Annotated in this window: 23 protein-coding genes; 10 read left to right on the top strand and 13 right to left on the bottom strand. The window is 74.0% G+C overall.

What is annotated here, in order from left to right:
* Positions 1 to 75: 75 nt before the first annotated feature.
* The 4 genes from ACFWBY_RS30465 to ACFWBY_RS30450 all read right to left on the bottom strand — a co-directional run bounded on the left by ACFWBY_RS30465 (position 76) and on the right by ACFWBY_RS30450 (position 3592).
* Positions 76 to 1134: a lytic polysaccharide monooxygenase gene (locus ACFWBY_RS30465; RefSeq protein ID WP_385335349.1), complete on the bottom strand. Its 1059-nt coding sequence runs from the start codon at positions 1132 to 1134 to the stop codon at positions 76 to 78.
* Between the two features lie 259 nt (positions 1135 to 1393).
* Positions 1394 to 1894 carry a hypothetical protein gene (locus ACFWBY_RS30460; RefSeq protein ID WP_385335351.1) on the bottom strand — a complete coding sequence of 167 codons (501 nt, stop codon included), beginning with the start codon at positions 1892 to 1894 and terminating at the stop codon, positions 1394 to 1396.
* 217 nt (positions 1895 to 2111) lie between these two features.
* The gene (locus ACFWBY_RS30455; RefSeq protein WP_385335353.1) at positions 2112 to 2645 is read right to left on the bottom strand and encodes a DUF402 domain-containing protein; all 534 of its coding nucleotides are present in this window, start codon (positions 2643 to 2645) and stop codon (positions 2112 to 2114) included.
* Entirely contained in the window at positions 2642 to 3592 is a 951-nt protein-coding gene (locus ACFWBY_RS30450) for a GNAT family N-acetyltransferase (RefSeq protein ID WP_385335356.1), read from the bottom strand. The genes ACFWBY_RS30455 and ACFWBY_RS30450 overlap by 4 nt, the downstream gene beginning before the upstream one ends.
* 116 nt (positions 3593 to 3708) lie before the next feature.
* On the opposite strand from ACFWBY_RS30450, the gene ACFWBY_RS30445 reads away from it, so the two are divergent.
* Complete coding sequence (locus tag ACFWBY_RS30445) at positions 3709 to 4101, top strand: GntR family transcriptional regulator (RefSeq protein WP_385335358.1); 393 nt, start codon at positions 3709 to 3711, stop codon at positions 4099 to 4101.
* 10 nt (positions 4102 to 4111) lie between these two features.
* Here ACFWBY_RS30445 and ACFWBY_RS30440 read toward each other — a convergent pair whose 3' ends face one another.
* Positions 4112 to 4654 carry an FABP family protein gene (locus ACFWBY_RS30440; RefSeq protein ID WP_385335360.1) on the bottom strand — a complete coding sequence of 181 codons (543 nt, stop codon included), beginning with the start codon at positions 4652 to 4654 and terminating at the stop codon, positions 4112 to 4114.
* Positions 4655 to 4818: 164 nt separating this feature from the next.
* Positions 4819 to 5919 (bottom strand): DUF5925 domain-containing protein, encoded by a 1101-nt coding sequence (locus ACFWBY_RS30435; protein WP_385335362.1) that lies wholly within the window; start codon positions 5917 to 5919, stop codon positions 4819 to 4821.
* 207 nt (positions 5920 to 6126) lie between these two features.
* Between ACFWBY_RS30435 and ACFWBY_RS30430 the strand changes: the two genes are divergently transcribed.
* A complete protein-coding gene (locus ACFWBY_RS30430) occupies positions 6127 to 6927 on the top strand; it encodes an SGNH/GDSL hydrolase family protein (RefSeq protein ID WP_385335478.1) in 801 nt (266 codons plus the stop codon).
* A gap of 55 nt (positions 6928 to 6982) precedes the next feature.
* On the opposite strand, the gene ACFWBY_RS30425 is transcribed toward ACFWBY_RS30430, so the two are convergent.
* Positions 6983 to 8671 (bottom strand): protein kinase, encoded by a 1689-nt coding sequence (locus ACFWBY_RS30425; protein ID WP_385335364.1) that lies wholly within the window; start codon positions 8669 to 8671, stop codon positions 6983 to 6985.
* A 308-nt stretch (positions 8672 to 8979) separates the two neighbouring features.
* Here ACFWBY_RS30425 and ACFWBY_RS30420 point away from each other — a divergent pair, with 308 nt between their 5' ends.
* Positions 8980 to 9249: a hypothetical protein gene (locus ACFWBY_RS30420; protein WP_385335366.1), complete on the top strand. Its 270-nt coding sequence runs from the start codon at positions 8980 to 8982 to the stop codon at positions 9247 to 9249.
* Positions 9250 to 9312: 63 nt separating this feature from the next.
* On the opposite strand, the gene ACFWBY_RS30415 is transcribed toward ACFWBY_RS30420, so the two are convergent.
* The 3 genes from ACFWBY_RS30415 to ACFWBY_RS30405 all read right to left on the bottom strand — a co-directional run bounded on the left by ACFWBY_RS30415 (position 9313) and on the right by ACFWBY_RS30405 (position 12377).
* Positions 9313 to 10524 (bottom strand): CaiB/BaiF CoA transferase family protein, encoded by a 1212-nt coding sequence (locus ACFWBY_RS30415; RefSeq protein WP_385335368.1) that lies wholly within the window; start codon positions 10522 to 10524, stop codon positions 9313 to 9315.
* A 99-nt stretch (positions 10525 to 10623) separates the two neighbouring features.
* Positions 10624 to 11412 carry an ABC transporter permease gene (locus ACFWBY_RS30410; RefSeq protein WP_385335370.1) on the bottom strand — a complete coding sequence of 263 codons (789 nt, stop codon included), beginning with the start codon at positions 11410 to 11412 and terminating at the stop codon, positions 10624 to 10626.
* A complete protein-coding gene (locus ACFWBY_RS30405; RefSeq protein ID WP_385335372.1) occupies positions 11409 to 12377 on the bottom strand; it encodes an ATP-binding cassette domain-containing protein in 969 nt (322 codons plus the stop codon). Before ACFWBY_RS30405 ends, ACFWBY_RS30410 begins: the two co-directional genes overlap by 4 nt.
* Before the next feature lie 70 nt (positions 12378 to 12447).
* Here ACFWBY_RS30405 and ACFWBY_RS30400 point away from each other — a divergent pair, with 70 nt between their 5' ends.
* Entirely contained in the window at positions 12448 to 13173 is a 726-nt protein-coding gene (locus ACFWBY_RS30400; RefSeq protein ID WP_385335374.1) for a TetR/AcrR family transcriptional regulator, read from the top strand.
* 177 nt (positions 13174 to 13350) lie between these two features.
* Here ACFWBY_RS30400 and ACFWBY_RS30395 read toward each other — a convergent pair whose 3' ends face one another.
* Positions 13351 to 14520: a type ISP restriction/modification enzyme gene (locus ACFWBY_RS30395; protein WP_385335480.1), complete on the bottom strand. Its 1170-nt coding sequence runs from the start codon at positions 14518 to 14520 to the stop codon at positions 13351 to 13353.
* A 140-nt stretch (positions 14521 to 14660) separates the two neighbouring features.
* Here ACFWBY_RS30395 and ACFWBY_RS30390 point away from each other — a divergent pair, with 140 nt between their 5' ends.
* Positions 14661 to 14843 (top strand): hypothetical protein, encoded by a 183-nt coding sequence (locus ACFWBY_RS30390; RefSeq protein ID WP_385335376.1) that lies wholly within the window; start codon positions 14661 to 14663, stop codon positions 14841 to 14843.
* Positions 14844 to 14962: 119 nt separating this feature from the next.
* Here ACFWBY_RS30390 and ACFWBY_RS30385 read toward each other — a convergent pair whose 3' ends face one another.
* Complete coding sequence (locus ACFWBY_RS30385) at positions 14963 to 15712, bottom strand: GntR family transcriptional regulator (protein ID WP_385335378.1); 750 nt, start codon at positions 15710 to 15712, stop codon at positions 14963 to 14965.
* A gap of 44 nt (positions 15713 to 15756) precedes the next feature.
* Positions 15757 to 17079, bottom strand: a complete 1323-nt coding sequence (hmgA, locus tag ACFWBY_RS30380; protein ID WP_385335380.1) for a homogentisate 1,2-dioxygenase — start codon at positions 17077 to 17079, stop codon at positions 15757 to 15759.
* Positions 17080 to 18285: 1206 nt separating this feature from the next.
* Here hmgA and ACFWBY_RS30375 point away from each other — a divergent pair.
* From ACFWBY_RS30375 to ACFWBY_RS30355, 5 genes are all read left to right on the top strand, one after another.
* The gene (locus ACFWBY_RS30375; protein WP_385335382.1) at positions 18286 to 20457 is read left to right on the top strand and encodes a right-handed parallel beta-helix repeat-containing protein; all 2172 of its coding nucleotides are present in this window, start codon (positions 18286 to 18288) and stop codon (positions 20455 to 20457) included.
* On the top strand, positions 20454 to 21353 hold the full coding sequence (locus ACFWBY_RS30370) for a cupredoxin domain-containing protein (RefSeq protein WP_385335384.1): 900 nt from the start codon (positions 20454 to 20456) through the stop codon (positions 21351 to 21353). Before ACFWBY_RS30375 ends, ACFWBY_RS30370 begins: the two co-directional genes overlap by 4 nt.
* A 20-nt stretch (positions 21354 to 21373) precedes the next feature.
* Entirely contained in the window at positions 21374 to 22645 is a 1272-nt protein-coding gene (locus tag ACFWBY_RS30365) for a hypothetical protein (RefSeq protein WP_385335386.1), read from the top strand.
* Between the two features lie 49 nt (positions 22646 to 22694).
* Positions 22695 to 23315 carry a TetR family transcriptional regulator gene (locus ACFWBY_RS30360; RefSeq protein ID WP_385335482.1) on the top strand — a complete coding sequence of 207 codons (621 nt, stop codon included), beginning with the start codon at positions 22695 to 22697 and terminating at the stop codon, positions 23313 to 23315.
* A 115-nt stretch (positions 23316 to 23430) separates the two neighbouring features.
* Entirely contained in the window at positions 23431 to 25761 is a 2331-nt protein-coding gene (locus tag ACFWBY_RS30355; RefSeq protein WP_385335388.1) for a molybdopterin oxidoreductase family protein, read from the top strand.
* Positions 25762 to 25801 lie beyond the last annotated feature (40 nt).

Below are 25801 nucleotides of genomic sequence, written 5' to 3'. Positions count from 1 at the left end.
AGACGGCCTAAGGCCCGGCCGGTCGGTCTCCCGCCCGGCCAGGCCCTCCGCTCGGTCCGCCCCGGAATTCGCAGGTCAGCGGCCGTGACGGCCCGGCGTCACCCGGCGGCGGGCCAGCCCGAACAGCACGGCCGCGCCGACCGCCAGCACGCCGGCCCCCGCGATCGCGATCGCCGGGGTGGTGCTGCTCGCGCCGGTCTCCGCGAGGTCGGTCCCGCTCTGCGAGGGGACCGGATCCGCGGCGGCCAGGGCGTTCGTCTTCGGGTCGTTGTCCCCGTGCCCGCCGTGTTCCACGGTGGACTTGGCGGTGCCGTCGGCGATCTGCTGGTCGGTGGGGGCCGAGGGCCCGGGCGCGGGCTGCTCCGCGGGCTTCCCGGCGGGCTGCTCCGAGGGAGCGGAGCTCGGCTTCGCGCTGGGCTTGGTGCCCGTACCGCCGGTGGCGGCGCCCGTCCCCGCACCGCCGGTGGCCGTACCCGTCCCCGCACCGCTTCCACCGTTGTCCTTGCCGAAGACCACGTCCGAGCAGGTGTAGAAGGCCTCCGGGCTGTCCGACCGCTGCCACACGCTGTAGATCAGGTGCCGGCCGGTCTTGTTCGGGACGGTGCCCGAGAACACGTAGTCGCCGTTCTGCATGCTCGGGTCGGAGACCTTCACGAAGGGCGCCGGCTCCAGGTCGGACCACTTCAGCGGCTTCGTCGGGTCGTATCCGTCCTTCGTCACGTACAGCTCGAAGGAGCCCTTGTGCGGGGCGGTCCCCTTGTAGCGGAAGGTGTGCGCGCCGGCCGCCATCGGGCTCGCCGGCCAGTCGGCGCGCGCCAGGTCCAGGCCCCGGTACTTGCTGTTGCCCGCCGAGCAGAGCTGTCCGTCCGGGATGAGCGACTTGCTCTGCCCCGCGGCGTTGGCGATGTTCACCGCGTTCCAGTCGTAGAACGCCTGCGTCCCGCTCGCGGAGACCGCGGCCTTGCAGGCAGCCGACTTCGGGGCCTCCGGGCCCTCCGCGTAGCACGCCGCCACCCGGCTGACCGGGTCCGTCATCGAACCGTGGGCGGCCGCGGGCGCGGCGGCGTACGCGGCCACCGCGAGCGGGGCCAGACCGGCGGCGGCGATACGGGCGGCGGTACGTCGTGCGGACATGGCGGATCTCCTCTGGGCACGGCACGGGGCAGTGCGAGTCGTGGGTGCGCCAGTGGGCAGGGGCTGTGCGGCGCCGCCCCTACGGGTCCGCGGCGCCGCCTCCGGCCTCCCTGGCCCAGCCAAACTAACCGCCCACGAAGGCCGTTCCACCGCCTTCGGGCCCCAGGAGCCGATCCTTAGGGTCCCTTTAAGGCAGGGGTAAGAGGGGCCTCAGGAAGCGGCGCCGCGGAGCCCTCGCAGCCGGTGGAATCCTCACCCGTCACCCGTCCGTCCACTCCCGCAGGAGGGTTTCGCGCTCGCGGGCTTTCGGCGGCCCGCCGGCGTGGTCCCTGCTCCATGCCGTGAGGAGGCGGAGGTCCGAGGCGCCCTCCCGCAAGCGCGCCAGGAGGCGCTGGGACAGAGCGGTCTCCCGGGCGGTGTAACCCGCGGTCGCCGCGGCTGCCGGTACTTCCTCCGTGCCGTCCTGCGTCTCGAGGACCAAGAGCATCTCTGGCGGGCCCTCGCCGTAGCCCGATCCCAGCGTGACCGCCGCTTCCAGTACCGCCGCCAGGAAGCGGCCCGCGACCCTGGCGCGGTCCTCCGCGGGAACGGCCTCCACGACCGCGGAGCGCAGGCTCGGCCACGGCCACGTCCGTACGCCGTCCGGGCCCCGGGCCTGGACGCCTTCGGACGTCAGACGGACGCAGTGCCCTTCCGCATTGGGCGGTGAACCCACGTACACCGACTCGTCAGTGATCCAGAACAGTCCCACCATTGCCATGGCCGGCTCCCGTCGTGCGTGCCCGTCCGAATCGAGCTGCCTCGATCGTTCTCCGGCGCCCCGAGGCGCCCGGTTCCAGTAGGCCGCGCCGTGCCGGGCGGTGCACGCCGCTGCATTTCGGGGCTTGACAGTGCTCGGGCGCTCGGGTCCTCGGGCGCTCGGGTCCTCGGGCGCTCGGCGGCCCGGTGGCCGCTCGACGCGGTCGCGGCCGGCCCCGTCACGACGCGTACAGCGCGGCCACTCCGGCGGCCGACCTGGCCTGTGCCTCGAGGGTGTCCAGGGCCCGTACGGCCTCGGCGGCCGCCCCGGGGTCGGCGGCGGCGAGCCCGCTCTCGGCGAATTCGTCCTCGTCGAGGCGCAGCACCGTGGAACCGTCGGCCGACACCCACAGGTCGAGGTCCAGGTCCTCGATCAGGATCGTTCCGTCCCCGACGACCGCCGGGCGGGTGACATCGCAGTACCAGCCCTTGAGGACGCCCTCGCCGGTCCGTACTTCCTTCACCGCGTACCAGCGGTCGCGCCAGAAGTGCTCCGTGAACACGTCGCCCGGCTCGAAGCGCACGAACCCGAAGTCCCGCACGCCCTCGGCCGCCCAGGGCGCCCGTACGGTGATCCGGGTGCCGGTGTCGGCGATCCGCTCCGCCGGGTAGCTGATCTTGGTGCGGCCCGCCTTGGTGAGGGTGACGGTGACGGTGAGGGCGGGGGCGGGGGCGGGGCTGGAGTCGGAGCCGGGGGTCGGTCGGCCGGTCATCGCGGGGTCTCTCCTCGGGTGAGTCGCTTGGTGAATCGGGTCTCGGTCGCGCAGATCTCGTAGCCGAACCGGGTGTTGACGGCCAGCATCGGGCCGTTGCCGGTGTCGTTCCCGGTGAAGGCCTCCGTGTAGCCGGCCGCGCGGGCCCGGAGCAGCGAGTCGGTCTTGGCGAGCGTGGCCAGCCCCCGTCCGCGGAAGTCGCGCAGGGTTCCGGTCATGGCGGAGGAGTAGCGGGCGGCCCCGTCGCAGTGGGCGGCGGTGAAGGCCGCCACCTCGCCGTCCACCAGCACGACCGTGGTCAGTTCCCGGTCGAGGTAGGGGTGGTTCCAGGTGTGCCGCAGCCAGTCCTCGTAGTCGTCGAACTCCGTGGCCACGTCGCCCGGTTCGTCGAGGCTCGCCGCCGCGTCGGCCTCGAAGAGCGGGCGCGGGTCGGCGGCGAAGGCCGATCCCGGGCGCAGCTCGACGCCGGCCGGCAGGGCGGGTAGCGGGGGCAGTTCGGCGGTGGCGAGGTCGAGGCGCAGGAAGTGCGCGGACCGGGAGGCGCGGTAGCCGTGCCCTTCGGCGAAGGCGCGGTGGGGCGGCTCGTCCAGGACCCAGGCGTACGAGTCCTTCGCGCCCTCGGCGGTGAGGTGCTCCTCGGCCGCGCGCAGCAGGGCGCCGCCGGCGCCGAGCCCGCGGTGCGCGGGGTCCACGTAGGCGTTGACGAAGCCCTGGCCGGGATCGGGGCTGTCGTAGACGATGCCCACCTGGGCGGTGGCGACCACCCGCCCGTCACCGGCTTCGGCGACGAGGACGCGGTAGCGCTTGGCGGGGTGCGCGGAGGCGAGCTCGAAGGCCACTCCGCGAGCGGTGCCGATCATGAAGGGCAGCGCCGCGCGGCGCACGCGCACGACGGATTCGGCGTCGTCCAAGTCGTTGGGGCGCAGGTCCCGAATCGTTGCGATCATGGCTGTGACGTTACGGCGCGCAGGGAGTGCGCGCTCGCCAATTTCGGGGCCTGCGGGCCTGGATCCCGGCCGCACCAGGGGCCGGCGCCCCGGTCCCATGGGGGACAATCGGCCGCGTGACCCCGACTTCCACGAACCTGAAGATCCGCCTCGACGGCGCCCCCGGCGCGGCCGCCCCGTACGAGCAGCTGCGCGCCCAGATCGCGCAGGGCGCGCGGTCGGGCAGGCTCCCGGCCGGCTTCAAACTGCCCACGGTGCGCGGCCTCGCCGAGGAGCTCGGGCTGGCGGCCAACACGGTCGCCAAGGCCTACCGGACGCTGGAGGCGGACGGCGTCATCGAGACGCGGGGCCGGGCCGGCAGCTTCGTCGCGGCGGCCGGCGACGTGTCCTTCCGGGAGGCGGCCGCCGCCGCGCAGGCTTACGCGGAGCGGGCGCGGCGGCTGGGCCTGACCGTAGAGGAGGCGACGGCGGCGGCACTCGACGCGCTGCGCGCTCGGTACGCCGGCTGACACCGCGCGGTCAGTCCTTGCGCGGCCGCAGGCGTGCCTGGAGGTGGTGCTGCATGGGCTGTCCCACCGCGGCCATTTTCTGCACGATCGTCAATTCGCCGTCCTGGAGGGCGTACCGGCGCCGCATGCCGGTCACCTCCTTGGCGCGGGGGGTCAGTGCCACGGTCTCGGTCGCCATCTCGATCTCCGTGCCGGACACGTGCCCCACGTACGTCTCGACGATTCCCGTCGGGTGGGCGAGCGTGACCTCGATGGAGGCGTCCGGCAGGATCCGCCACCAGCCGACCTCCCGCCCCGCGGGGCGCAGGGCCGCCCCGGAGCCGTCGATCAGCCACGCGCGCGACTCGTAGCACAGGAAGGGCCTGCCGTCGTGGCTGAAGGTGATCTCCTGCTCGTACCGGAAGCCGTGCTCCAGGGTCGGGTACTCGCCGCTGCCCTGTCCGTGCCACCGCCCGATGAGGCCCAGTACCGGCTGGAGTTGGGGGTGGGGCTCGGGGCCCTCACCGAGGACGTGGCTGTCGGGGAAGGGGTTCTCCTGCGCCGGTCCGGGCACGTGCGTTCTCCTGTTCGTGGGTCCCCCCTGGTCGTGCACGCCGCGGGCGTGCGCGGCCGGCGGGGGCGTCCGGCCGCGCCCCATTGTCGTCGCCGTGCGCGCCGGACCCGTGCGTGCCGGGCCCGCGCGCCGCTCCCGCGCCCCGCGCGTCGGGCCGCGACGGCCTACAGGTAGAGCCCCGCCTCGGTGTCGTGCCCCTGCGGCGGCAGCAGGGCCGAGGGGCCGGTCGTGCCGCGGCGCAGGGCGTAGAGCTCCGCCAGCGTCGCCCCCTCGCGGGGGATCCCCTCGTCGGTGCCGAGCCAGTCCGCCGACTCGCGGTGCGTGAGCCGGCCGACCTCGATCCGTGCCAGGCAGCGGCCCGGCCGGACGACCGCGGGGTGGAGCCGCTCAAGGTCCTCGTTGGTCGTGACGCCCACCAGTACGTTGCGCCCCTGGCCGAGCAGCCCGTCCGTGAGGTTGAGCAGCCGTGACAGCGCCTGCCCGGCGGTGTGCCGGGCCTCGCCGCGGATCAGCTCGTCGCAGTCCTCCAGCAGGAGCAGCCGCCAGCGGCCCTTCGCCGTGCCCTCGTCCTCGCCGATCGCGATGTCCATCAGGTAGCCGACGTCGTTGAACAGCCGCTCCGGGTCCAGTACGCAGTCCACCTGGCACCAGTCGCGCCAGGACCGGGCGAGCGTGCGCAGGGCCGAGGTCTTCCCGGTGCCGGGGGGACCGTGCAGCAGGAGCAGCCGGCCCGCGATGTCGTCGGGCGTGAGCTTCATCAGCCGGTCCATCGCCCCGGCCACCGGAGCCGTGTAGTTGGGCCGGACCTCCGCCCAGGTGCCCGCCGCGATCTGCCGGGTCGTCCGGTACGGGCCGCGGCGCGGGGAGACGTACCAGAACCCCATCGAGACGTTCTCCGGCTGCGGTTCGGGCTCGTCCTGCGCGTCCTGGGTGGCCTCGCCGAGCACTCCGGCGGCGAGTTCGTCGCTGACCGCCGTCACCGTGACGTCGGCTCCCCGGCTCCAGCGGGAGACGAGCACGGTCCACCCCTCGCCCTCGGCGAGCGTCGCGCTGCGGTCGCTGTCGCGCGCCGAGCGCAACACGGTGGCCCGGGACGGCAGGAGGGTCGCGCCCGCCTTCACCCGGTCGATCGACACGCTGTGCGAGTAGGGCTGCTCGCCGGACGCGAAACGGCCGAGGAACAGCGCGTCGACGACGTCCGACGGGGAGTCGCTGTCGTCGACGTTGAGCCGGATCGGCAGTGCGTCTTGCGGGTTGGCTGGCATGGCGCCCATGATCCGGCACGAAGTGCCCTCATGCACCCGTGTTTCGCCGGAACGGGTGGCGGGATCGCCTCTTCAAACGCCGTGCGGGTGAAGATTCCGACCGCATGTCTGCCCCGAACATTCTTGGCATGGACACTTCCAGTGGACCTCGGCTCCTTGTACCACGGACTCAGGAGTAACCCCCCACAAGGAGCCGCACACATGAGCATGAGAATGCCTCGCCTCGCCGCCCTGGCCTCCGCCGTCTTACTCGCCGCGGGAGCGGCCCTCTTCGGCGCGGGTCCGGCCGGTGCCGCCGCCGACTTCGGCTACGTCGCCCTCGGCGACTCGTACTCCTCCGGCGTCGGCGCCGGCAACTACGACAGCGCCAGCGGGAACTGCAAGCGCACCACCCGCGCCTACCCGGCCCTCTGGGCCGCCGCCCACGCTCCGCAGACCTTCTCCTTCGCCGCCTGCTCGGGCGCCCGTACCGGCGACGTGATGAGCGGCCAGCTCACACCGCTCAACGCCGGCACCGACCTCGTCAGCATCACCATCGGGGGCAACGACGCCGGTTTCTCCGACGTCATGACGACCTGTGTGCTCCAGTCCGAATCCAGCTGCGTCAGCCGGGTCAACCAGGCCAAGGCCTACGTCGACTCCACCCTCCCCGGCCAGCTCGACACGGTCTACAACGCCATCCACAGCCGGTCCCCGGGCGCCCGTGTGGTCGTCCTCGGCTATCCCCGCTTCTACAAGCTCAACGGAACCTGCGTCGCCGGACTGACCGAGGGCGAGCGCACCGCCATCAACGGAGCGGCCGACTACCTCAACGCCGCCATCGCCAAGCGCGCCGCCAACCACGGCTTCGCCTTCGCCTCCGTCGCCGGCTCCTTCACCGGCCACGAGATCTGCTCCGGCAGCGAGTGGCTGCACAGCCTCAACTGGCTGAACATCGGCGAGTCGTACCACCCCACCGCCGCCGGACAGTCCGGCGGCTACCTGCCGGTCTTCACCAGCGCGGCCTGAGGGCGGCGGTGGTGAACGGCGGCGTCCGGGACTGACGCGCCGCGGATCGACGGCATCACGGACTGACGGTCGCACCCGGTTCCGGTGACGGGGAAGCGGTCGGTCCGGACGTGCCGGGGGAGGAGGCCCCGCCCGTCGGGGTCTCCTCCTCGCACGTCACGGAGAACTCCAGCCAGGCCGAAGCCGCCTCCGCCGGCGCCCGGACCTCCAGGCGCACCGCGTCCGCGAAGGTCGCGTCGGGGTAGTGGGTCAGCTCCGTGTGGTCCAGCCGTACGCGCCCCGGCCCGTCCGCCGGGTACGTGACGCTCTGCCAGCCGGGGCTGGAGCTCTCCCCGCTGCGCGTGGTCCACCGGTACTCCACCAGTGCCGGAGTGCGGTCCACCGCGACGTCGGCCGTGAAGGCGGGCGCCTGCGCGGCGGGCGGGGGGCAGGTCCCGCGATAGGCGGCCCGGACGGCCTGGAGGGCCGACACGGTGAGGTTCGGCGGGGGCGTCGCCGAGGGGGAAGGGGACGCGCTCGGCGAGGGCGCCGGGGAAGGCGAGTCGCTCGGCGTGACGCTCGGGGCGACGCTCGGGGTGGGTGTCGGAGCGACCTCGGGGCCGGCGCCGGTCCCGCGGTCCCTCAGGAGCAGCCAGCCCAGCACGGCCAGTACCGCCAGCAGCGCCACGATCCCGCCGGTCAGCGCCCGTCCGGCCCCGTCGCGCCGGGGCGCGGGCGGCGCCGAACCGTACGGGGCCGCCGGCTCCGCAGCGTGCGTCCGCGCCGGCACCGGCGGGCCGTACCCGTGCCGCGCGGCGGAGCCCGGCGAGTCGGGCCACGCCCCGGGCGCCGGTCCCGCCGCCCGATCCGACACCGGCCCGCCGGCGGCCCGTACGGTGCCCCCGGCGCCGATGACGCGCAGCATGCGGGCCGCCTCCGCGGCGGGGAGCCGGTCCCCGGGGTCCTTGATCAACAACCCCTCCAGTACCGGCGTCAGCGGCCCGGCCCGCCGTGGTGGCGGGAACCCGTCGTCCACCACGGCCCGCAGCGTGGCCACCGGGGTGTCCTTGCGGAACGGCGGGACCCCCTCGACGGCCGTGTACAGCAGCACTCCGAGGGACCAGAGGTCCGACTCGGGACCCGGTTCGCGTCCGAGCGCGCGCTCCGGGGCGAGGAACTCGGGGGAGCCGACGACCTCGCCCGTCATGGTGATGGCGCTCGCGCCCTCCAGGCTCGCGATCCCGAAGTCCCCGAGCACCACCCGCCCGTCGTTGGCGATCAGCACGTTGCCGGGCTTCACGTCCCGGTGCAGCACCCCCGCCTCGTGCGCGGAGCGCAGCGCGGACAGCACCTGCTCGCCGAGGTGCGCGGTCCGCTGCGGGGTGAGCGGCCCGTCACCCGCCAGGACCTCCGCGAGCGAGAGCCCCCGCACGATCTCCATCACGATCCAGGGCCGGCCGTCCTCGGTGGCCACGTCGTACACCGTGACGACGCCACGGTGCGATACGCGGGCCGCGGCCCAGGCCTCGCGCTCCAGGCGCCGGTACATCCGGTCCACTTCCGCGGCGTCCATCCCGGCCGGCGCCCGTACCTCCTTGACGGCGACCTCGCGGCCCAGGACCTCGTCCCGGGCCCGCCACACCATGCCCATCCCGCCGCGGCCGAGGGGCCCCAGCAGGCGGTACCGTCCGGCGACGACGTTCCCCCCGACTCCGTCCGGGGGTACCCCCGGGCCGCCGTCCCCGTTCGACGCAGACTCAGTCACCGCAAGCCTCACAAGTCTCTGGTCCCGCGCGGCCCGCACGGGTCACCGGGCGATCACTCCAAGTTAGCGCAGCCCGGCCGACGTGGCCCCCGTCACGCGGGAGTCGCACGTGCGCCTCCGTGTCGCGCCCATCCCGCCCCAGAACCGGCCGATTTGTGCGGAGAGTGACGAATGACTCCGCTGAGTAGTCGTCAACTCCCGCTCGTTACAGGGGCAATTCACACGACCGGGATACCCGAGCACGACGTGGGGACGATAGGGTTACCCTGCCCGGTGGGCCGGGTGCCCTCATACGGGTGGGGAGAGACATGGAACAGATAGCAATGCGCAGCAGGCCGCCTCGCGTGCCTGCCATCACCTGCGGCAGCAGCGCGGCCAGCTCGCGCCTCGACCGCCACCTTGCCGTGCTCGGCGGACCCGCCGTCCCGCACCGCGACGCGGCCGAGGCGACGCTGCTGATGCGCGAGCTCACCTCGCGGGACCACACGCACCGCCTGCGGAGCCGGAGCGCGCGCGTCTCGCTCTTCGCGCCGCTGCGGCGGCTGCGTCGCACGCTCTTCGGCAGCCGCCGTTCGTAACCGTCCCCCCTTCCGACCCCGCGGCGCCGCCGTTACGTCCCCGGCCTGATCAACCCTGCCCGGTCAGCGAACGACACCGTCCCGGCGCAGCGACGCGATCTGTTCGCCCGTCATCCCCAGGGAAAGCAGCAGGAGTTCGGTGTGCTGGCCGAGCGCGGGCACCGCACCCATGTGCGGTGCCGCGCCGCCGGGCAGTCCGATCGGCGGCAGCAGGGCCCGCAGAGGGCCCGCCGGCGAGCCCACCTCCCGCCAGCGGTCCCGGGCTTCCAACTGCGGGTGCGCAGCCAACTGCGCCACCGAGTTGAGCCGGGCGCAGGCGATGCCCGCCGCCTCCAGGCGCCCGACCGCCTCGTCGACGCCGAGCCGGGCCAGGGCGTCGGCGACCACCGCGTCGGTCTTCTCCCGGTTCGCGGTGCGCGCCGCATTGGTGGCGTATCCCGGATCATCAGCCAACTCCGGTCGCTCCAGGACCTGTTCGGCGAGCCGACGCCACTCCCGGTCGTTCTGCACCGACAGCAGCACCCGGTCCCCGTCCGCCGTCGCGTAGGCGTCGTAGGGCGCGATCACGGCATGCGCGAGGCCGGTCCGCACCGGCTGCTCGCCGCCGTGCATCGTGTGGTGCAGCGGATGCCCCATCCACTCGGCGAGCGCGTCCAGCATCGACACCTCGACCCTGCCGCCGCGCCCGGTCGTCCCGCGCCGCAGCAGGGCCGCGAGCACCCCCGAGAAGGCGTACATGGCGGCCGCGATGTCCGCCGCCGGGATCCCGGCCTTGACCGGCCGCTCCGGCGTGCCGGTCACCGAGACGAGGCCGGCCTCGCACTGGACGAGCATGTCGTAGGCGCGCTTGTGGGCGTAGGGGCCCTCGGCCCCGTAGCCGGAGACGTCCACGGCGACCAGCCGGGGGTAACGCGCGCAGAGCGCGGCCGAGTCGAGCCCGAGCCGTGCGGCCGCGCCCTGCGCGAGGTTCTGTACGAACACGTCCGCACCGTCGAGCAGACCGTGCAGGACCTCGCGGCCGCGCGGGTCCTTGAGGTCGAGCGCGATCGACTCCTTGCCGCGGTTGGCCCACACGAAATGAGAGGCGAGCCCCTGCGCGGCGGTGTCGTAGCCGCGCGCGAAGTCCCCGCCGTCGGGTCGCTCGACCTTGATCACCCGAGCGCCCAGGTCGGCGAGCTGGCGGGTGGCGAAGGGGGCCGAGACGGCCTGCTCCACGGCGACGACGGTGATTCCGGCGAGCGGGAGCGGGTCGGTGGCGTGCGTATCGGGTTCCATGAGCCTCTGCCTACCGGCCCGGAGGGTGATCTGTCACCTCCGTCCGCGACAGCGGCACCGGCGGAACGCGGTCTCACCCCCCGAAGGGCGGGTGCGCGCTCAGTCGAGGCCGCGCGCGAACCTGCGGGTGGCCGCCGGCACGAACAGGACCAGCAGGGCCAGCGACCAGAGCAGCGCCCCGGGGACCGGGTGCGCGACCGGCCAGGCGGCCCCCGCGGCGACCTCGCCCCCGACGTTTCCGCACAGGGAGCGCACGGCGGTGGCGACGGCGCTGATCGGGTTCCATTCGGCGACCGTGCGCAGCCACCCGGGCAGCCCGGCCGTCGGAAGGTACGCGCTGGAGAGCATCGGCAGGACGAAGGTCGCGCCGCCGAGCTGCCCCGCCGCCTCCTCGCTCCTGCTCAGCAGGCCGAGGTACGTGCCCACCCACGCGGTGGCGAAGCGGAACAGCAGCAGGACGCCGAAGGCACCGGCCGCTCCCGCGAAGCCGTTCTCGGCCCGCCAGCCCATGGCCAGTCCCACCAGCATCAGCGGCACCATCGAGACCGCGGTGGTCACGAGATCCGCCGCCGTCTGCCCCAGCGGCACCGCGGTCCGGCTCATCGGCAGGGTCCGGAAGCGGTCCATCACCCCCCGGTGCGCGTCCTGCGCGGCCGTGAACATTCCGCTCATCAGGCCGTTCGCGGCGGTGGCGGCGAGCAGCCCCGGGACCAGGAACTGCCGGTACTCGGCGCCCGGCATGGCGAGGGCGCTGCCGAAGACGTAGCCGAAGAACAACAGCATGGTGACCGGCATGGTCTGGGTGAGGATCAGCAGCGCCGGGGCGTGCCGGGCCTTTTGCAACTGGCGGGTCAGGACGGCGCCGCCGTCGGACAGCAGGGTGCTCATGCGGTGTGCTCCTGGGGCTCGGTGGCGGGAAGGGCCCCGATGAGGCGCAGGAACACCTCGTCGAGGGTGGGCGGGCGCAGGCTCGCGTCGGTGACGGCGACGGCGGCCGCGTCGAGCGCCCGGACGATCCGCGGCAGCGTGAGTCCGGGGTCGAGGACGGTCGCGCCGACGGTGAGGCGCTCCGGATCCAAGGCGGGCAGGCCCCCCGTCAGCTGGTCGAGTACGGCCGCCGCGCCCGCGAGCCCCTCGGCGCCGGCGACGCAGACCTCGGCGTAGGCGCCGATCCGGGCCTTGAGTTCGGCCGGGGTGCCGGTGGCGGCGGCCCGGCCGTGGTCCACGACCACGATGTCGTCGGCGAGCCGGTCGGCCTCCTCCAGGTACTGGGTGGTGAGGAGCACGGTCGTGCCCTCCCGCGCGAGGTCCCGTACGGCCGTCCAGATCTGCTCGCGTGCCGCCGGGTCCAGGCCGGTCGTGGGCTCGTCGAGGAACAGCACGCGGGGCCGGGTGACCAGTCCGGCTGCCAGGTCGAGCCGCCGGCGCATACCGCCCGACCAGGTGCCCGCGACCCGGTCCGCGGCGTCGGCGAGCCCGGAGCGCTCCAGTAGTTCGTCGGCGCGGTCCCGGGCGGCCCGGCCTCGAAGTCCGGCGAGGCGGGCGAACAGCCGGAGGTTTTCCCGGCCGGTCAAGTCCCTGTCGACCGAAGCGAATTGGCCGGTGGATCCGATGGTCCTGCGGACGGCGGCCGGTTCCCGGGCGACGTCGTGGCCGGCGACGAGGGCGCGGCCGCCGGTGGGCGCGGTGAGGGTGGTGAGGATCCGGACGGCGGTGGTCTTGCCCGCGCCGTTGGGGCCGAGGAGGCCGCAGACCGTGCCCTCCGGGACGGCCAGGTCGAGGCCGCGCAGGGCGTGGACCTCGCCGTACGTCTTCTCCAGCCCCTCACTAAGTACAGCGTACGTAGTAGTCATGACGCGCACCCTATCGCACTACGTACGGTGTACGTAACTACCATGGTGGCGATGGACGAGGTGATGAGCGATGACACCCAGCGGCCGCTCCGCTGAACCGGAAGTGATCTGGGCCCGCCCGCCGCGGGCGGGCCGCGGCCCCCGGCCCGCGCACAGCCGCGACTCGATCGCCGCCGAGGCGGTGCGGATCGCCGACGAGGAGGGGATCGAAGCCGTCTCCATGCGGCGCGTGGCGGCCGGGATCGGCGCCGGGACCATGTCCCTCTACAACTACGTGCCGCGCAAGGAGGACCTGTACGAGCTGATGGTCGACGCGGTCAGCGGGGAGTACGACCTCACCCCGCCCGCCGGAGACTGGCGCGCCGACCAGCTCGCGCTGGCCCGCCAGACCCGGGCCATCATGCACCGGCACTCCTGGCTGCCCCGGCTGCTGAGCCCGGTCTACGGTTTCGGCCCGAACGCCCTGAGGTACCTGGAGCACAGCCTGGCCTGCCTCGCGCCGCTCGACGCCCCGGGCGGGGAGAAACTGGAGCTGATCGCCGCGGTCAACGGCACCGTCGCCACTTTCGTGGCGGGCGAGCTGGCGCTGGCCGAGCGGGCCCGCCAACTCCCCTGGAGCGAAGCCGCCGAACAGGGCGTACGGGCGGCCTGGCTCGGCTCCCGGCTGGCGACCGGCGAGTACCCGCTGCTGGCGGACGTACTCGCGCAGGCGCCCGGGATCCCGGGCGAACTGGCCGACCCGGCCGAGGTGTTCGACCGGTCGGTGACGCGGCTGCTGGGGGCTTGGGGGGACTGAGGGGCGGGGAATGGGGGTGGGGGGGGGAGGTTTGCTCCGCGCTCTGTGTGCGGGCGGTGGCGCCCGGGCGGTGGCGCCCAGTGGTGGCCGCGGGCGGCGGGCGGTGGGCCGAGGTGCTGGGCGGCGCGGGCTGCGGTGGCGGGGGCTGCGGTGGCGCGGGCGCTCGCGCGGCGCGGCTCAGAGCAGGGCGAACTGGCCGCCGGGGCCCTCCTCCTGGTGGTCCAGCACCGAAGCCGGACGCCGGGCCCAGTGCGGTGGCGGCAGCACCCCGGCCGCGCGCAACCCCGCCGCGTCGAGCGGCGGGTCGGCCTCGAACGCCGCCCGCTCCGGGGCCAGTTCGGCCAGCAGCGCCAGGGTCGTCACCAGGTCCAGCAGTTCCGACGTCCAGCCCTGCGGCCACTCGGCCGGGCCCAGCGCCTCCAACCCGTCGGCCTCCGGGTCCCGGTGCGCGAGCCGGGCGGTGAACCACGCCTCCAGGACGCGGACGCCCTGGACCTCGTACTCCCACGCCCCGGCGGGGACCGGGGAGACGGTTCCGGTCCCGATGCTCAGCGTCTCGTTCTCGGGGTCGTACGAGAGCTCGTGCGGCCAGGCCGGCAGCGCGGAGCGGACGTAGGGCCGGCGCCCGCCCGGCAGCCGGGGCGGTTCGCCGCCGCGCGCCCCGCGCAGTCGGACGGAGAGCAGCCGGTGCCCCAGGTCCAGCCCGGCCCGCCAGCGCGTCGCGTCCGCGGTGAGCGGGACCTCGTACCCCCGCGGCCCGGGGCGGCCCGCGGCGAGGATCCAGCACAGCACGTCCTCGGGGGTGACCCAGGTGCCGTAGTGCTCGCCGAGCAGCGGCAGCAGGCCGGGGGCGAGATTGGGCTCGGCGCCTCCCGGGCGGCGGTGCAGGGGGCGGATCCGGCCGAGCCGGCCGACCGGGAGGTGCGCGGTGACCAGCGGTTCCGGATGCGTCCGGCCCTGCGCGTTCTGCCGGCTCGGCGCCCTTGGCGGGCCCTCCACGAGGAACAGCTGGTGCCCGTCCATGACCCGCCACAGCTCTGGGCGGGCCAGATCGACGAGCCGCTGGTCGGGCAGCAGCCACTGCTCGTCGAAGGGCTCCCGCAGCACCCGTACGGGATCGGGGCAGGGGCCCGGCGTGTCCGCGAAGCGGGCCGTGGAGCCCGCGCGCCGACCGGGCAGCTCGGCCGCCCCGGCGTCGGGGGTCCGCGCCCGGGTCGGGCGGAACAGACGCTCCTGCTCGGGGCCCCCGGCGGCCGTCAGGGCCGCCCAGCGGGCCCGCAGGGTCCCCGGATCGGGGGCCGCCACCCAGGCCCGGCCAAGCCGCAGGGGGCCCACGGACCAGGGCATCAGCTCGTCCAGCAGCGGTACGTCAGCGCTCACCCGGCCGATGGTAGCGACGCCGCCGGGTAGCCGGGCCCCGTCCAGGCCGGAGGGTTAGGCTCCTTGTATAGGGATCCGCACCGACCCAGGTCATCCGGGAGGCGGTCATGAGCCAGTACGACGAGTACTCGACCCCGTCGCAAGCCGAGGGGGAGCGGCTCGACGAGGACATGGACGAGGCGCAGAAGAAGCAGCGCCACGCCCAGACGATGCGGACCACTCCGTCCCAGGCGGAGGGCGAGCGCGGGACGGAGGACGCGGAGAAGAAGGCGGCGGGCGAGGAGAAGTAGCCCCTCGTCGTTCGGTCCCGCCGGTGGCGGCTGGTGAGTGGTTTCCGGTGGCCGGTGGCCCCTGCCCTCCTGCCCCTGCCTCCTTGGCCCCGGAACCTGTGGCCCGACCGGGCGGGTGGTCAGTGGGCGTCGACCGTCACCGTGAAGGAGAAGCGGTCCCCGCGGTAGCGGATCCGCGCCACGTCGACCACCCGGCCGCTCTTGTCGTACGTCACGCCCGTGTAGTGCAAGATCGGGCTCAGCAGCGGCACTTGGAGCAACTCCGCCGTGGCCGGGTCCGCGAGACGGGCCTCCACGGTGTCGGTGATCCGACTGATGTCGACCTTCACGATGTCGCGCAGCACCTTCGTCATCGGCCAACGCTCCAGATCGGCGAGGTCGATCGCCTCCGCCAGCTCCGGACGCACCGCGTTCTCCGCCCAGTTGGTCGGCTCGCCGCTCTCCCTGTCGTGGCGCAGCCGGCGGTACGTGACCACCTCGGGCGTGTCCGGGAAGTGCTCCACCAGCTCCCCGGGCACGGCCGTCCGCTCCTGACCGAGGACCGTCGTACGGTCACCCGACTGCTGCGCCACGATCGCGTCGACCGACCCCAGCAGCTGCACCGGGGCCCCGCGCATCGCCGCCGGTTCGATGAAGGTCCCGCGCCGCCGGTGGCGGCTGATGAGGCCCTCGGTCTCCAGCTCCTTGAGCGCCTGCCGCATGGTCAGCACGCTCACCCCGTAGTGCTCCGCCAGCCGCTCCTCGGTGGGCAGGCGCAGCGAGGCGTCCGCCGTGCGCCCCAGTATCGAGGCGCGCAGCGACTGGGAGACCTGGTACCAGAGCGGGAGCTTCCGGTTCAGTACCAGCGAGTCGGGGGCGAAGGCGGTCACGGGTGGTTCTCCGTAGGACGGGCGGCACGCGCCGCTTGGTGATACTAGGCGCGGAAGTGGCGCTGGAGGCCCTGCCAGACGTCGTCGTATCCGCTCTGGAGGTGCTCCGCACCGGCCGCCTGGGCCGTGGCGGTGATCGGCCAGCGGGTCTCGAACATGAAGGCAAGACCGTCGTCGATCTTCTGCGGCTTCAGCTCGGCGGCGCTCGCCCTGTCGAACGTCTCCCGGTCGGGGCCGTGCGCGGACATCATGTTGTGGAGCGAGCCGCCACCGGGCACGAAGCCCTCGGCCTTCGCGTCGTAGGCGCCCTCGATGAGGCCCATGTACTCGCTCATCACGTTCCGGTGGAAGTACGGCGGGCGGAAGGTGTCCTCGCCGACCAGCCAGCGCGGGGCGAAGACCACGAAGTCCACACCCGCGAGGCCCGGGGTGTCGGAGGGCGAGGTCAGCACGGTGAAGATCGACGGGTCGGGGTGGTCGTAGCTGATGGAGCCGAGGACGTTGAACCGGCGCATGTCGTAGACGTACGGGACGTGCGTGCCGTGCCAGGCGACGACGTCGAGCGGCGAGTGGTCGTAGGTCGCGGTCCAGAGGTTGCCGCAGAACTTGTTGACCACCTCCGTCGGGCGCTCGCTGTCCTCGTACGAGGCCAGGGGCGCCTGGAAATCGCGCGCGGCGGCCAGGCCGTTGGCGCCGATCGGGCCCAGGTCGGGCAGCTCGAAGGGGCGGCCGTAGTTCTCGCAGACGTAACCACGGGCGGTCTCGTCCTGCAGCTCGACGCGGAAGCGGACCCCGCGCGGGATCAGGGCCATCTCCCCGGGGCGGGCGCTGAGCAGGCCGAACTCCGTGCGCAGCAGCAGGCCGCCGCGCTCGGGGACGATCAGGAGCTCGCCGTCGGAGTCGCTGAACACCCGGTCGGTCATCGGGGAGTTGGCGGAGTACAGATGGATGGCCATGCCGGCGCGCTGCGCGGCGTCGCCGTTGCCGCCGAGGGTCCACAGGCCGGCCAGGAAGTCGGTTCCGGGAGCCGGGTCGGGCAGCGGGTTCCAGCGGAGCCGGTTGGGGTCCGCGGGAACCTCGGTGAAGGGCGCGGTGCGCAGGGCGCCGTTGTCCGTCCGGGTGAAGGGCGGGTGCGCGGCCGAGGGGCGGATCCGGTAGAGCCAGGAGCGGCGGTTGTGGGAGCGCGGCTCGGTGAACGCGCTGCCGCTGAGCTGCTCCGCGTAGAGCCCGAGGGGGGAGCGCTGGGGGGAGTTGCGGCCGATCGGGAGCGCACCGGGCACCGCCTCCGAGCTGTGCTCGTTGCCGAAGCCGGTGAGGTAGTCCAGCGCCTCCGCCGTCTTCCTGGCCTGCTCGCTGCCGCCGCTCATTGCACGCTCCCGCTCTGCCGATGGAATCCTATGCCTGACAGTAGGATTCCATCCCCTCCACGTCAACGCCACCTTTCCGGCCACGCCCCCCGACCACCCGCGCCGCCCGGCCGGGGCGGGAGGTGCGGGCCGGGGTGGCTGGGGGGCGTGCCCGTGGGGCGCGGGGACGGCGGGCTGACCGGCCTGCCCGTCGGCCGTGGGCGGCCCACCGACCCGGGTCGGTCGCGGTGCGGTGAGTCGGCCTGCGGGCCCTGCCCCCAGTCCCGGCGCGTCGCGGGCGGTCAGCCCGGCACCGGATGCCCGCCGGGGGCGCGCCACCCGCCGTCGCCCCGGGTTTGAGCCGGTGGACAGCCGGCACCGTATGTCCGCCGGGCGCGGGTCCCGCTCCCCGCCGCCGGGGCGGTGCGCCTGAAGCCGGTCCGGCGGCCCGGTCCCCGCCACCTGCCACCCCCAGGCTCGCCTCCCGGGGCGGCCAACCGGCCCGCCTATCCGCCGGGCGCGGCCGGATGCGGGTAGGCCGCTCGCGGGGCCGGCCCCGGCTCGTTGCGACCGCGCGGCGTGGGTCGGCTTGCCTGTGTCGGGCCGGGTCACCGAGAGGCCGGTACGACCAGGTTGGTCCGTCCTGCGGACCGCTCGTGCGGCGCGGTCGGCGCCGCGCGACCGGGGTACCCGGCGGTCGCCCCCGGACCGGCCCGTGCGACGGCGGCCGCCGAGCACAGCGGTCGCGGTCAGGGCCGGCTGCCGACCAGCCGCGTACCGCCCAACCGCGCACCACCCGGCGCGGAGGCGGAGTCCCGGCCGGCCGAGGACTGCCGGCAGCGACCCACGCAGTCCATGGGCCCAGGCGGGCAGGTCCGCCATCCGCCGCGCGTGGCGGTGGTGTGGCCTGCACCAGGTTCGTCCGCGGTCCGCCAACCGCCGTCCGCCGTCCGCCCGGCGCCGCGTAGCGGCCCGTGCCAGGCCTGCCATCCCCGCGAGGCGACGGCGGAGTGGCCGCGCCCGTCCCCACCCGCCGCAGCGCGACGGCGTGCGAACTCGCGCCCCGCGGGACGGCCCGACGGGCGTGGCCCGCGACCCGCGCGGCCGCTCGCGCCACTGGGGCGGAGGCGGTCGGAGGGTGGGTTCCAGGTCACGACTCGGGGTGCCGGAGGGCTATTCGCGCAAGGGGGGATCCCAAAAGGTGAACATTGCTCTACTCTCACGCGCATGTCGTGGACCCGCAGGTTCCCTGCCGTACCGGCGGCGCTCCTCGCCGCCCTCCTAGCCGTCCTGTCCCTCTTCGTCGCCGCGTCCCCGGCGAGCGCGCACGAGGAGCGCCCCGTCGAACTCCCCGACGGCACCGGCTCCGTACCCCGGTACCGCGCCGGTGAGCCGGACCTGATCGTCTGCAAGACCGATCGGCCGGCCTTCGAACGCCGGATATCCGCCTTCCCCGATGACCTCAAGCAGCGCAACCTCGCCCTCTACGAGCGCTGCGAGAAGAACGGCTACCGCCACCTCCAGGAAGCCGTGGACGCCGTGGACCGCCCGGGCGTGAACATCGCGATCCTTCCGGGCCTCTACGAGGAGGAGCCCTCGCTCCCCACGCCGGCGGGGGAGTGCGCCGCGCTCACGGCGCCCAACTCCTCACTCGGCTACCAGATCCTGACCTACGAGCAGCAGGTGGCCTGCCGCCACAACCAGAACCTCGTCGCCATCCTCGGCAAGAAGGACCTCCAGATCGAGGGCACCGGAGCGTCCCGGCAGGACGTCGTCATCGACGCCAAGTACCACAAGCTGAACGCGATCCGCGCCGACAAGTCCGACGGCGTCTACTTCCGCAACTTCACCGCACAGCGCACCACCTTCAACTCGCTGTACGTGCTGGCTGCCGACGGCTTCGTCATCGACGACGTCCTGACCCGCTGGAACGACGAATACGGCTTCCTGACCTTCGCCAGCGACCACGGCCTGTACAAGAACTGCGAGTCGTACGGCAACGGCGACTCCGGCGTCTACCCGGGCAGTGCCTCCAACATCAACGACGGCCGCGGCTACGACGTCCCCCGCTACTCCATCGAGATCACCGGCTGCCGCAGCCACCACAACATGGTCGGCTACTCCGGCACGGCGGGCGACTCCGTGTGGGTGCACGACAACGAGTTCGACCAGAACATGGGCGGCGCCTCGATGGACAGCGCCTTCCCCGGCCACCCCGGACTGCCGCAGAACCACGCCCGCTTCGAGCGCAACCTGATCCACGACAACAACGCCGACTACTACCACTACGTCGCCGACGGCACCTGTGCCAAGCCCCCGGCCGAGCGCGGCTACGAGCAGGGCGTGGTCTGCCCGCAGATCTCCATGCCCCCGGGCACCGGCATCATCACCGCGGGCGGCAACTGGAACCTGTACGAGAACAACTGGGTGTACGGCCACCAGCGCGCGGGCTTCTTCCTCTCGGCCGTGCCCGCCTTCATCCGGGGCGAGGAGAAGCTGTCCAAGCAGGCGGACACCTCGCACCACAACCGCTACGCCGCCAACATCCTCGGCAAGGACAAGTCCGGCGCCTCCCGCCCCAACGGCATGGACGTGTGGTGGGACGGCCAGGGACGGGGCAACTGCTGGCAGTCCGGACCGGACGGCTCCACCCCGGGCACGCTCCCGGAGTGCGGTGAGCGCCGTGGCGCGGTCTCCGGAGGCTCGGCCCGCCTGGCAGGCGAGCCCGTGAAGCTGGCCCAACTCCTCGTCTGCGCCGATTACAGCGTCCAGGCGCGCAAGCTCCCGGCCGGCTGCGACTGGTACGGAGCGCGCGGCCTCCAGCGGGTCGAGACCCAGATCGCCCTGGCCGTCGCGGCGGTCCTGCTCCTGGTCGGCGGCCTCCTGTGGTGGCGCCGGCTGCGCTCCTCCCGGCTGGGCACGGCGGCCACCCTCCTCGGCCTCGTGGGCCTGGTCCTGGACGTGGCGGGCTCCACCATGGGGCTGGTCGCGGGCTTCGTCCCCGCCCTGGCGCTGCTCTGCCTCGGTCTGTGGTGGACGGGCATCGGCGTCGCCCTGCGCCCCGCCCGCCCGTGGCTGGCCCGCCTGACCCTGCTCCTGGCCGCGCTCACCCTCCTCGACGCCTTCGACAAGGCCGTCCTGATGATTCCGTGGATCCCGCTCAGCCCCGCCTGGATACGGACCCTCGTCGCGGTGGTGTGGACCCTGTGGGCCGTCATCGCCGCAGCCCGACCCGGCGGGAACCCGGCCACCCCGGCGGGCCCGGACGGCGGCGACCCTGCCGACGACCGCGTACCCGTCCCGGCGGGCCCGGCCCCGGCCCTGGACACCGAGGCGGAGGCCCCGACGGGGGCCGGGACCACGGCGGAGCCCCGCGCGGCCGAGGGGGACCCGCGGTGAGCGACCGCTCCGAAAGCCGGGTCCGGTGCGACGTCTGCGGTACGCCGCCGCGCCGGACCCGGGGCGCGGGCCGCACCGCCACCCTTCTCGCCCTCGCGCTGCTCCTGGCCGGCGGCGCGGCGACGGGCTGCGGCGGACGGGCCACCACCCACCACAAACCCGGCACCAGCCACGAGCAGGCCTCCGGTGACGTCGGCACCCTGCTCACCGCCGACGACGGCGCCGGCCACCGGCTCCGCGAGGTGCCGGCCGAGGGCGCGCCGGAGGTCCAGGTCACCGCCCGGCCCGACTCCGAGGACGGCTGGAACCTCCAACTGGCCGTGAAGAACTTCCACTTCACGCCCGACAGTGCCGGCGGCGCCGCCCTCCCGGGCGCCGGCCACGCGCACCTGGAGCTGGACGGCCGCAAACTGGCCCGCCTGTACGGCCCTTGGTTCCACCTGCCCGCCGCGCAAGTGCCCGAGGGCGCGCACACTCTGACCGTCCGCCTCTACGCGGACGACCACACCGCCTGGGCCGTCGCCGGCAAGCCGGTCGAGGGCACGCTCCCGCTCACCGCCACCGGCCAGGCCGGGCACGGCCACACCCAGCCCGCACCCTCGGCCTCCGCTCCGCCTCCGTCCCCGGAGGCGGCCGACCGTACGGTCACCATCACCGTCCGGGACGGCAAGGTCACCCCCGCCACGGGCCGCGTCGAGGTGACGCGCGGCGAACGCGTAGCCCTGCGCGTCACCAGCGACCGCGCGGACACCCTGCACGTCCACGGCTTCGACAAGGAACTCGCCCTGCCGGCAGGCCAGGAGGCCACCCTGATCCTGACGGCCGACCGAACGGGTCTCTTCGAAGTCGAGACCCACGAGTCCCACCTGGTCCTGACCCAGCTCCTCGTCCGGTGAGGCACCCGACGCTGCCGGCCATGCCACCGCTCGCGCACGGCATCGGATCCCAGCACGATCTGCCCATCTCCCCCTTCTACGCGTTCGCCGGCGCCTTCGCCGCGCTCTTCGTCTCCTTCCTCGCACTCGGCCTCCTCTGGTCCGCCTCCCGCTTCCACGGAGACCGCTCCGGCATCGCCCTGCCCGCCGGGCTCCAGCGGGTGGCCGACGCGCCGGCCACCCGCACCGCCCTGCGCGGGCTCGGCCTGGCCGCCGCGCTCGCCGTACTCCTGCACCTCCTCCTCGGTCCCGACGACCCCGCCCGCAACCCCGCTCCGGGAGCCGTCTACGTACTCCTCTGGGTGGGCCTCGTGCCCGCCTCCCTCCTCCTCGGTCCCGTCTGGCGCCTCCTCAATCCGCTCCGTGCCCTGCACCACGCGCTCTCCCGGCTGCGGCCCCCGCGGGTCCGCCCGATCCCCGCCCGGATCGGGCAGTGGCCCGCCGCCGCCGGACTGTTCGCCTTCACCTGGCTCGAGCTCGTCTCTCCCGATCCCGCCTCCACCACCACCCTCCTGTCGGTCCTGGCCGGCTACGCCACCCTCCAACTCCTGCTCGCCGCCCGCTTCGGCGAGCGCTGGTTCGCCGAGGGAGACGCCTTCGAGGCCTACTCCGCCCTCCTCGCCCGGCTCTCGCCCCTCGGCCGCCGCGGCGACGGCCGCCTGGTCCTCCGCAACCCCTTCCACGGACTCGACGCGACGCCCGAGCGGCCCGGACTCGTCGCCACCGTCTGCGTCCTACTCGGATCCACCGCTTACGACGGCTTCTCCGACAACCCCTCGTGGATCAACGCGATCCAGACCTCCCCCCTCGGCCGCACCGCCGCGGCCACCCTCGGACTCCTCGGCTCCATCGCCCTCGTCGCCGCCCTCTACTGCCTCTGCGCGGCGGCCACCCGCCTCGTCTGCGGCCCGCACCCCGGCCCGCTGACCGCCTTCGCGCACTCACTCGTGCCGATCGCGCTCGGCTATCTCGTCGCCCATTACTTCTCCCTCCTGGTAATCGAAGGACCACGCACAGTAAGCATGGCACTCGGCACTGACAACGCCCCGGAACCCTTGCCGCCACTGGGCCCCGGCGGCCTCGCCGCCCTCCAGGTCGTCGCCGTCGTCACCGGCCACGTCCTCGGAGTGATCGCCGCGCACGACCGCTCCGTACGGCTCTTCCCGCCCGCGAAAGCCGTCGCCGGGCAACTGCCGCTGTTCGCGCTGATGATCACGTACACGGTCGGCGGCCTCAGCCTGCTGCTGAACTGACGCCGCCGATCCGGTACCGCCGCCCACCCGTGAACCGAGGAGCGGCATGATGGACCCCGTGTCCCCAGCCCACCCCCTGCGCCGCACGCCCATCCAGCAGCGCAGCGCCGACCGGCTCGCCCGGATCCTCGACGCCTGCGCCGAACTCCTGGACGAGACCGGGTACGAGAGCCTCAGCACCCGGGCCGTCGCCCAGCGCGCCGGCGTCCCCATCGGCTCGGTCTACCGGTTCTTCGGCAACAAACGGGCCATGGCCGTCGCCCTCGCCCACCGCAACCTCGACAGCTACGCCGACGCCATCGAGGAGCGGCTCGCCGGACTTCCGGCCACCGACTGGCGGCCGGTCGTGGACGTGGTGCTCGACGAGTACCTCGTCATGAAGCGCAACGTCCCCGGTTTCGCCCTCGTCGACTTCGGGGTGCCCGCGCCGCCTCCCGAGGGGCCGGCCTCCGACCCCAACCACCTCGTCGCCGTCCGCCTCACCGAGCTCCTCAGCGGCCACCTGGGCCTCACCCCTGACGCCGCTCTGGAACGGGCCGTCCTGGTCGCCGTCGAGGCCACCGACGCCCTGACGAAGCTCGCCTTCCGCAACGACCCGACCGGCGACGTCGACATCGTCGCCGAAACCCGCGCGATGATGCAGGCCTACCTCGCCCGCGTCCTGGACTGACGGACGGTTGGCGCAGACCCCTCCCCAGCGTCCCTACCGGTCGGTATGCTCGATCCCGCCCGCGCGGCCGTACCGCCCGCGCCCCGTGCCGCAGCCTGCCGCCCCTGGAGGGCCCATGCCCCGCACCGCCCTGCGCATCTGCCCCCTCTGCGAAGCCACCTGCGGCCTCACCCTCACCATCGAAGGCGCCACGGTCACCGGCGCGCGAGGTGACCGCGACGACGTGTTCAGCCGCGGCTTCATCTGCCCCAAGGGTGCGGCCTTCGGCGCCCTCGACTCGGATCCGGACCGGCTGCGCAGCCCTCTCGTCCGGCGCGGGGGACGGCTCCAGGAGGCCACCTGGGAGGAGGCCTTCGAGGCCATCGCCGCCGCCGTCCCCGCCCTCGCACGGGAGCACGGAGCCCAGTCGGTCGGTGTGGTCCTCGGCAACCCGAACGCCCACACCATGGCGGGCCACCTGTACCCGCCGCTGCTCCTCAAGGCCCTCGGCACCCGCAACCTCTTCACCGCCAGCACCCTCGACCAGATGCCCAAGCACGTCTCGAGCGGGCTGCTCTTCGGCGACCCCTTCGCCATCCCGGTCCCGGACCTCGACCGCACCGACTTCCTGTTGCTCCTCGGCGCCAACCCGGTCGAGTCCAACGGTTCCCTGTGCACCGCCCCCGACTTCCCCGGCCGGCTCAAGGCGCTGCGCGCCCGCGGCGGGACCCTCGTCGTGGTCGACCCCCGCCGCACCCGCACCGCCAAACTCGCCGACCTCCACCTCGCTCCGCGCCCCGGCAGCGACGCGCTGCTGCTCGCGGCACTCGCCCACACGCTGCTCGCCGAGAAGCAGACGGCCCTCGGGGCGCTCACGGAACTCACCGAAGGGATCGGGGAACTCGCCGAAGCGCTCGGTAGTTTCACTCCTGAGGCCGTCGCCCCCGCCTGCGACCTCCCGGCCGAAGAGATCCGCGACCTCGCCCGCGCTCTCGCGGCCGCGCCGACAGCCGCCGTCTACGGGCGGATCGGCAGCAGCACGACGCAGTACGGCACGCTCGCCAACTGGCTGGTCGACGTGCTGAACATCCTGACCGGCAATCTCGACCGGCCGGGCGGGGCCCTGTTCCCGCTGTCCGCGACCGACCGCGCACCCCGGCCGGCCGGGCCCGGAAAGGGCTTCGGCCTCGGCCGCTGGCACAGCCGGGTCAGCGGCCACCCCGAGGCCAAGGCCGAACTCCCCATGGCCGCCCTGGCGGAGGAGATCGAGACCCCGGGGGAGGGGCGGATCCGCGCCCTCGTCTCCATCGCGGCGAACCCGGTGCTGTCCGCCCCCGACGGCCGGCGGCTCGACGCGGCCCTGGCCGGGCTCGACTTCATGGTCAGCGTCGACCCGTACTTGAACGAGACCTCGCGCCACGCGCACGTGGTCCTGCCTCCGCCGCCGCCCTCACAGAGCGCCCACTTCGATTTCTCCTTCAACACCTTCGCCATCCGCAACCAGGTCCGGTACTCACCGCCCGCCGTCCCGCTCGAAGAGGGCCGCATGGACGAGTGTGAGATCCACGCGCGCCTCGTCCTGGCCGTCTCCGGCATGCACGGAGCCGGACCGGAGGCCGTGGACGACCTGGCGATCCAGGCGACCCTCGCCAGGGAGACCGCCGACCCGCTGTCCCCGCTGCACGGGGAGGACCCGGTGGCCCTCGCCGGCCGGCTCGCCGGAGCCCACGGGCCCGAGCGCCGCCTCGACCTGATGCTCCGGCTCGGCCCGTACGGGGACCGCTTCCGTGCGCAGTCAGCCATGCCCGCGAACGCCGATCCCGCGACGCCCGCGAACGCCCGGCCGGGCGCCGACGCCACGGAGCCCCGCGCGGGTGACGCCGCCGGCGCGTCGGGACTCGCCCCCGGTCTCTGCCTGGAGCGGCTGCGCGCGTACCCGCACGGCATCGACCTCGGCCCGCTGCGGCCCCGGCTCCCGGGCCTGCTGAAGACGCGCAGCGGCAGGATCGAGCTGCTGCCGGCCCCGATCGCGGCCGAACTGCCCAGGCTGCGCGCGACGCTCGCCGCCCACCCCGACGCCCTGGTGCTCGTGGGCCGCCGCCACCTGAGGTCGAACAACAGCTGGTTGCACAACGTCCCGGCCCTCGTGGGAGGTTCCAACCGCTGCACCCTCCAGGTCCATCCGGACGACGCCGCGCGGCTCGGCCTCACCGACGGTGCGCCGGCCGAGATCAGTTCGGACGGCGGCAGCCTGGTGGTCCCGGTCGAGGTCACCGACTCCGTTCGCCCCGGCGTCGTCAGCCTTCCGCACGGCTGGGGCCACGACCGCCCCGGCACCCGGCTCTCGGTGGCCTCGGCCGTGCCCGGAGTGAACGTCAACCAGCTCCTCGACGGCACCCGCCTCGACCCGCTCTCCGGTACGGCGGTGCTCAACGGTTTCCCCGTCGAACTGACACCCATCCCCTGAGCTGGGGTTTTGCTCGTATTGCTCACGCGTGGACGTCTTG

Source organism: Streptomyces sp. NPDC060049 (assembly GCF_042736715.1).
Taxonomy (GTDB): domain Bacteria; phylum Actinomycetota; class Actinomycetes; order Streptomycetales; family Streptomycetaceae; genus Streptomyces.
This window is presented reverse-complemented; position numbering and strand designations above follow the sequence as displayed.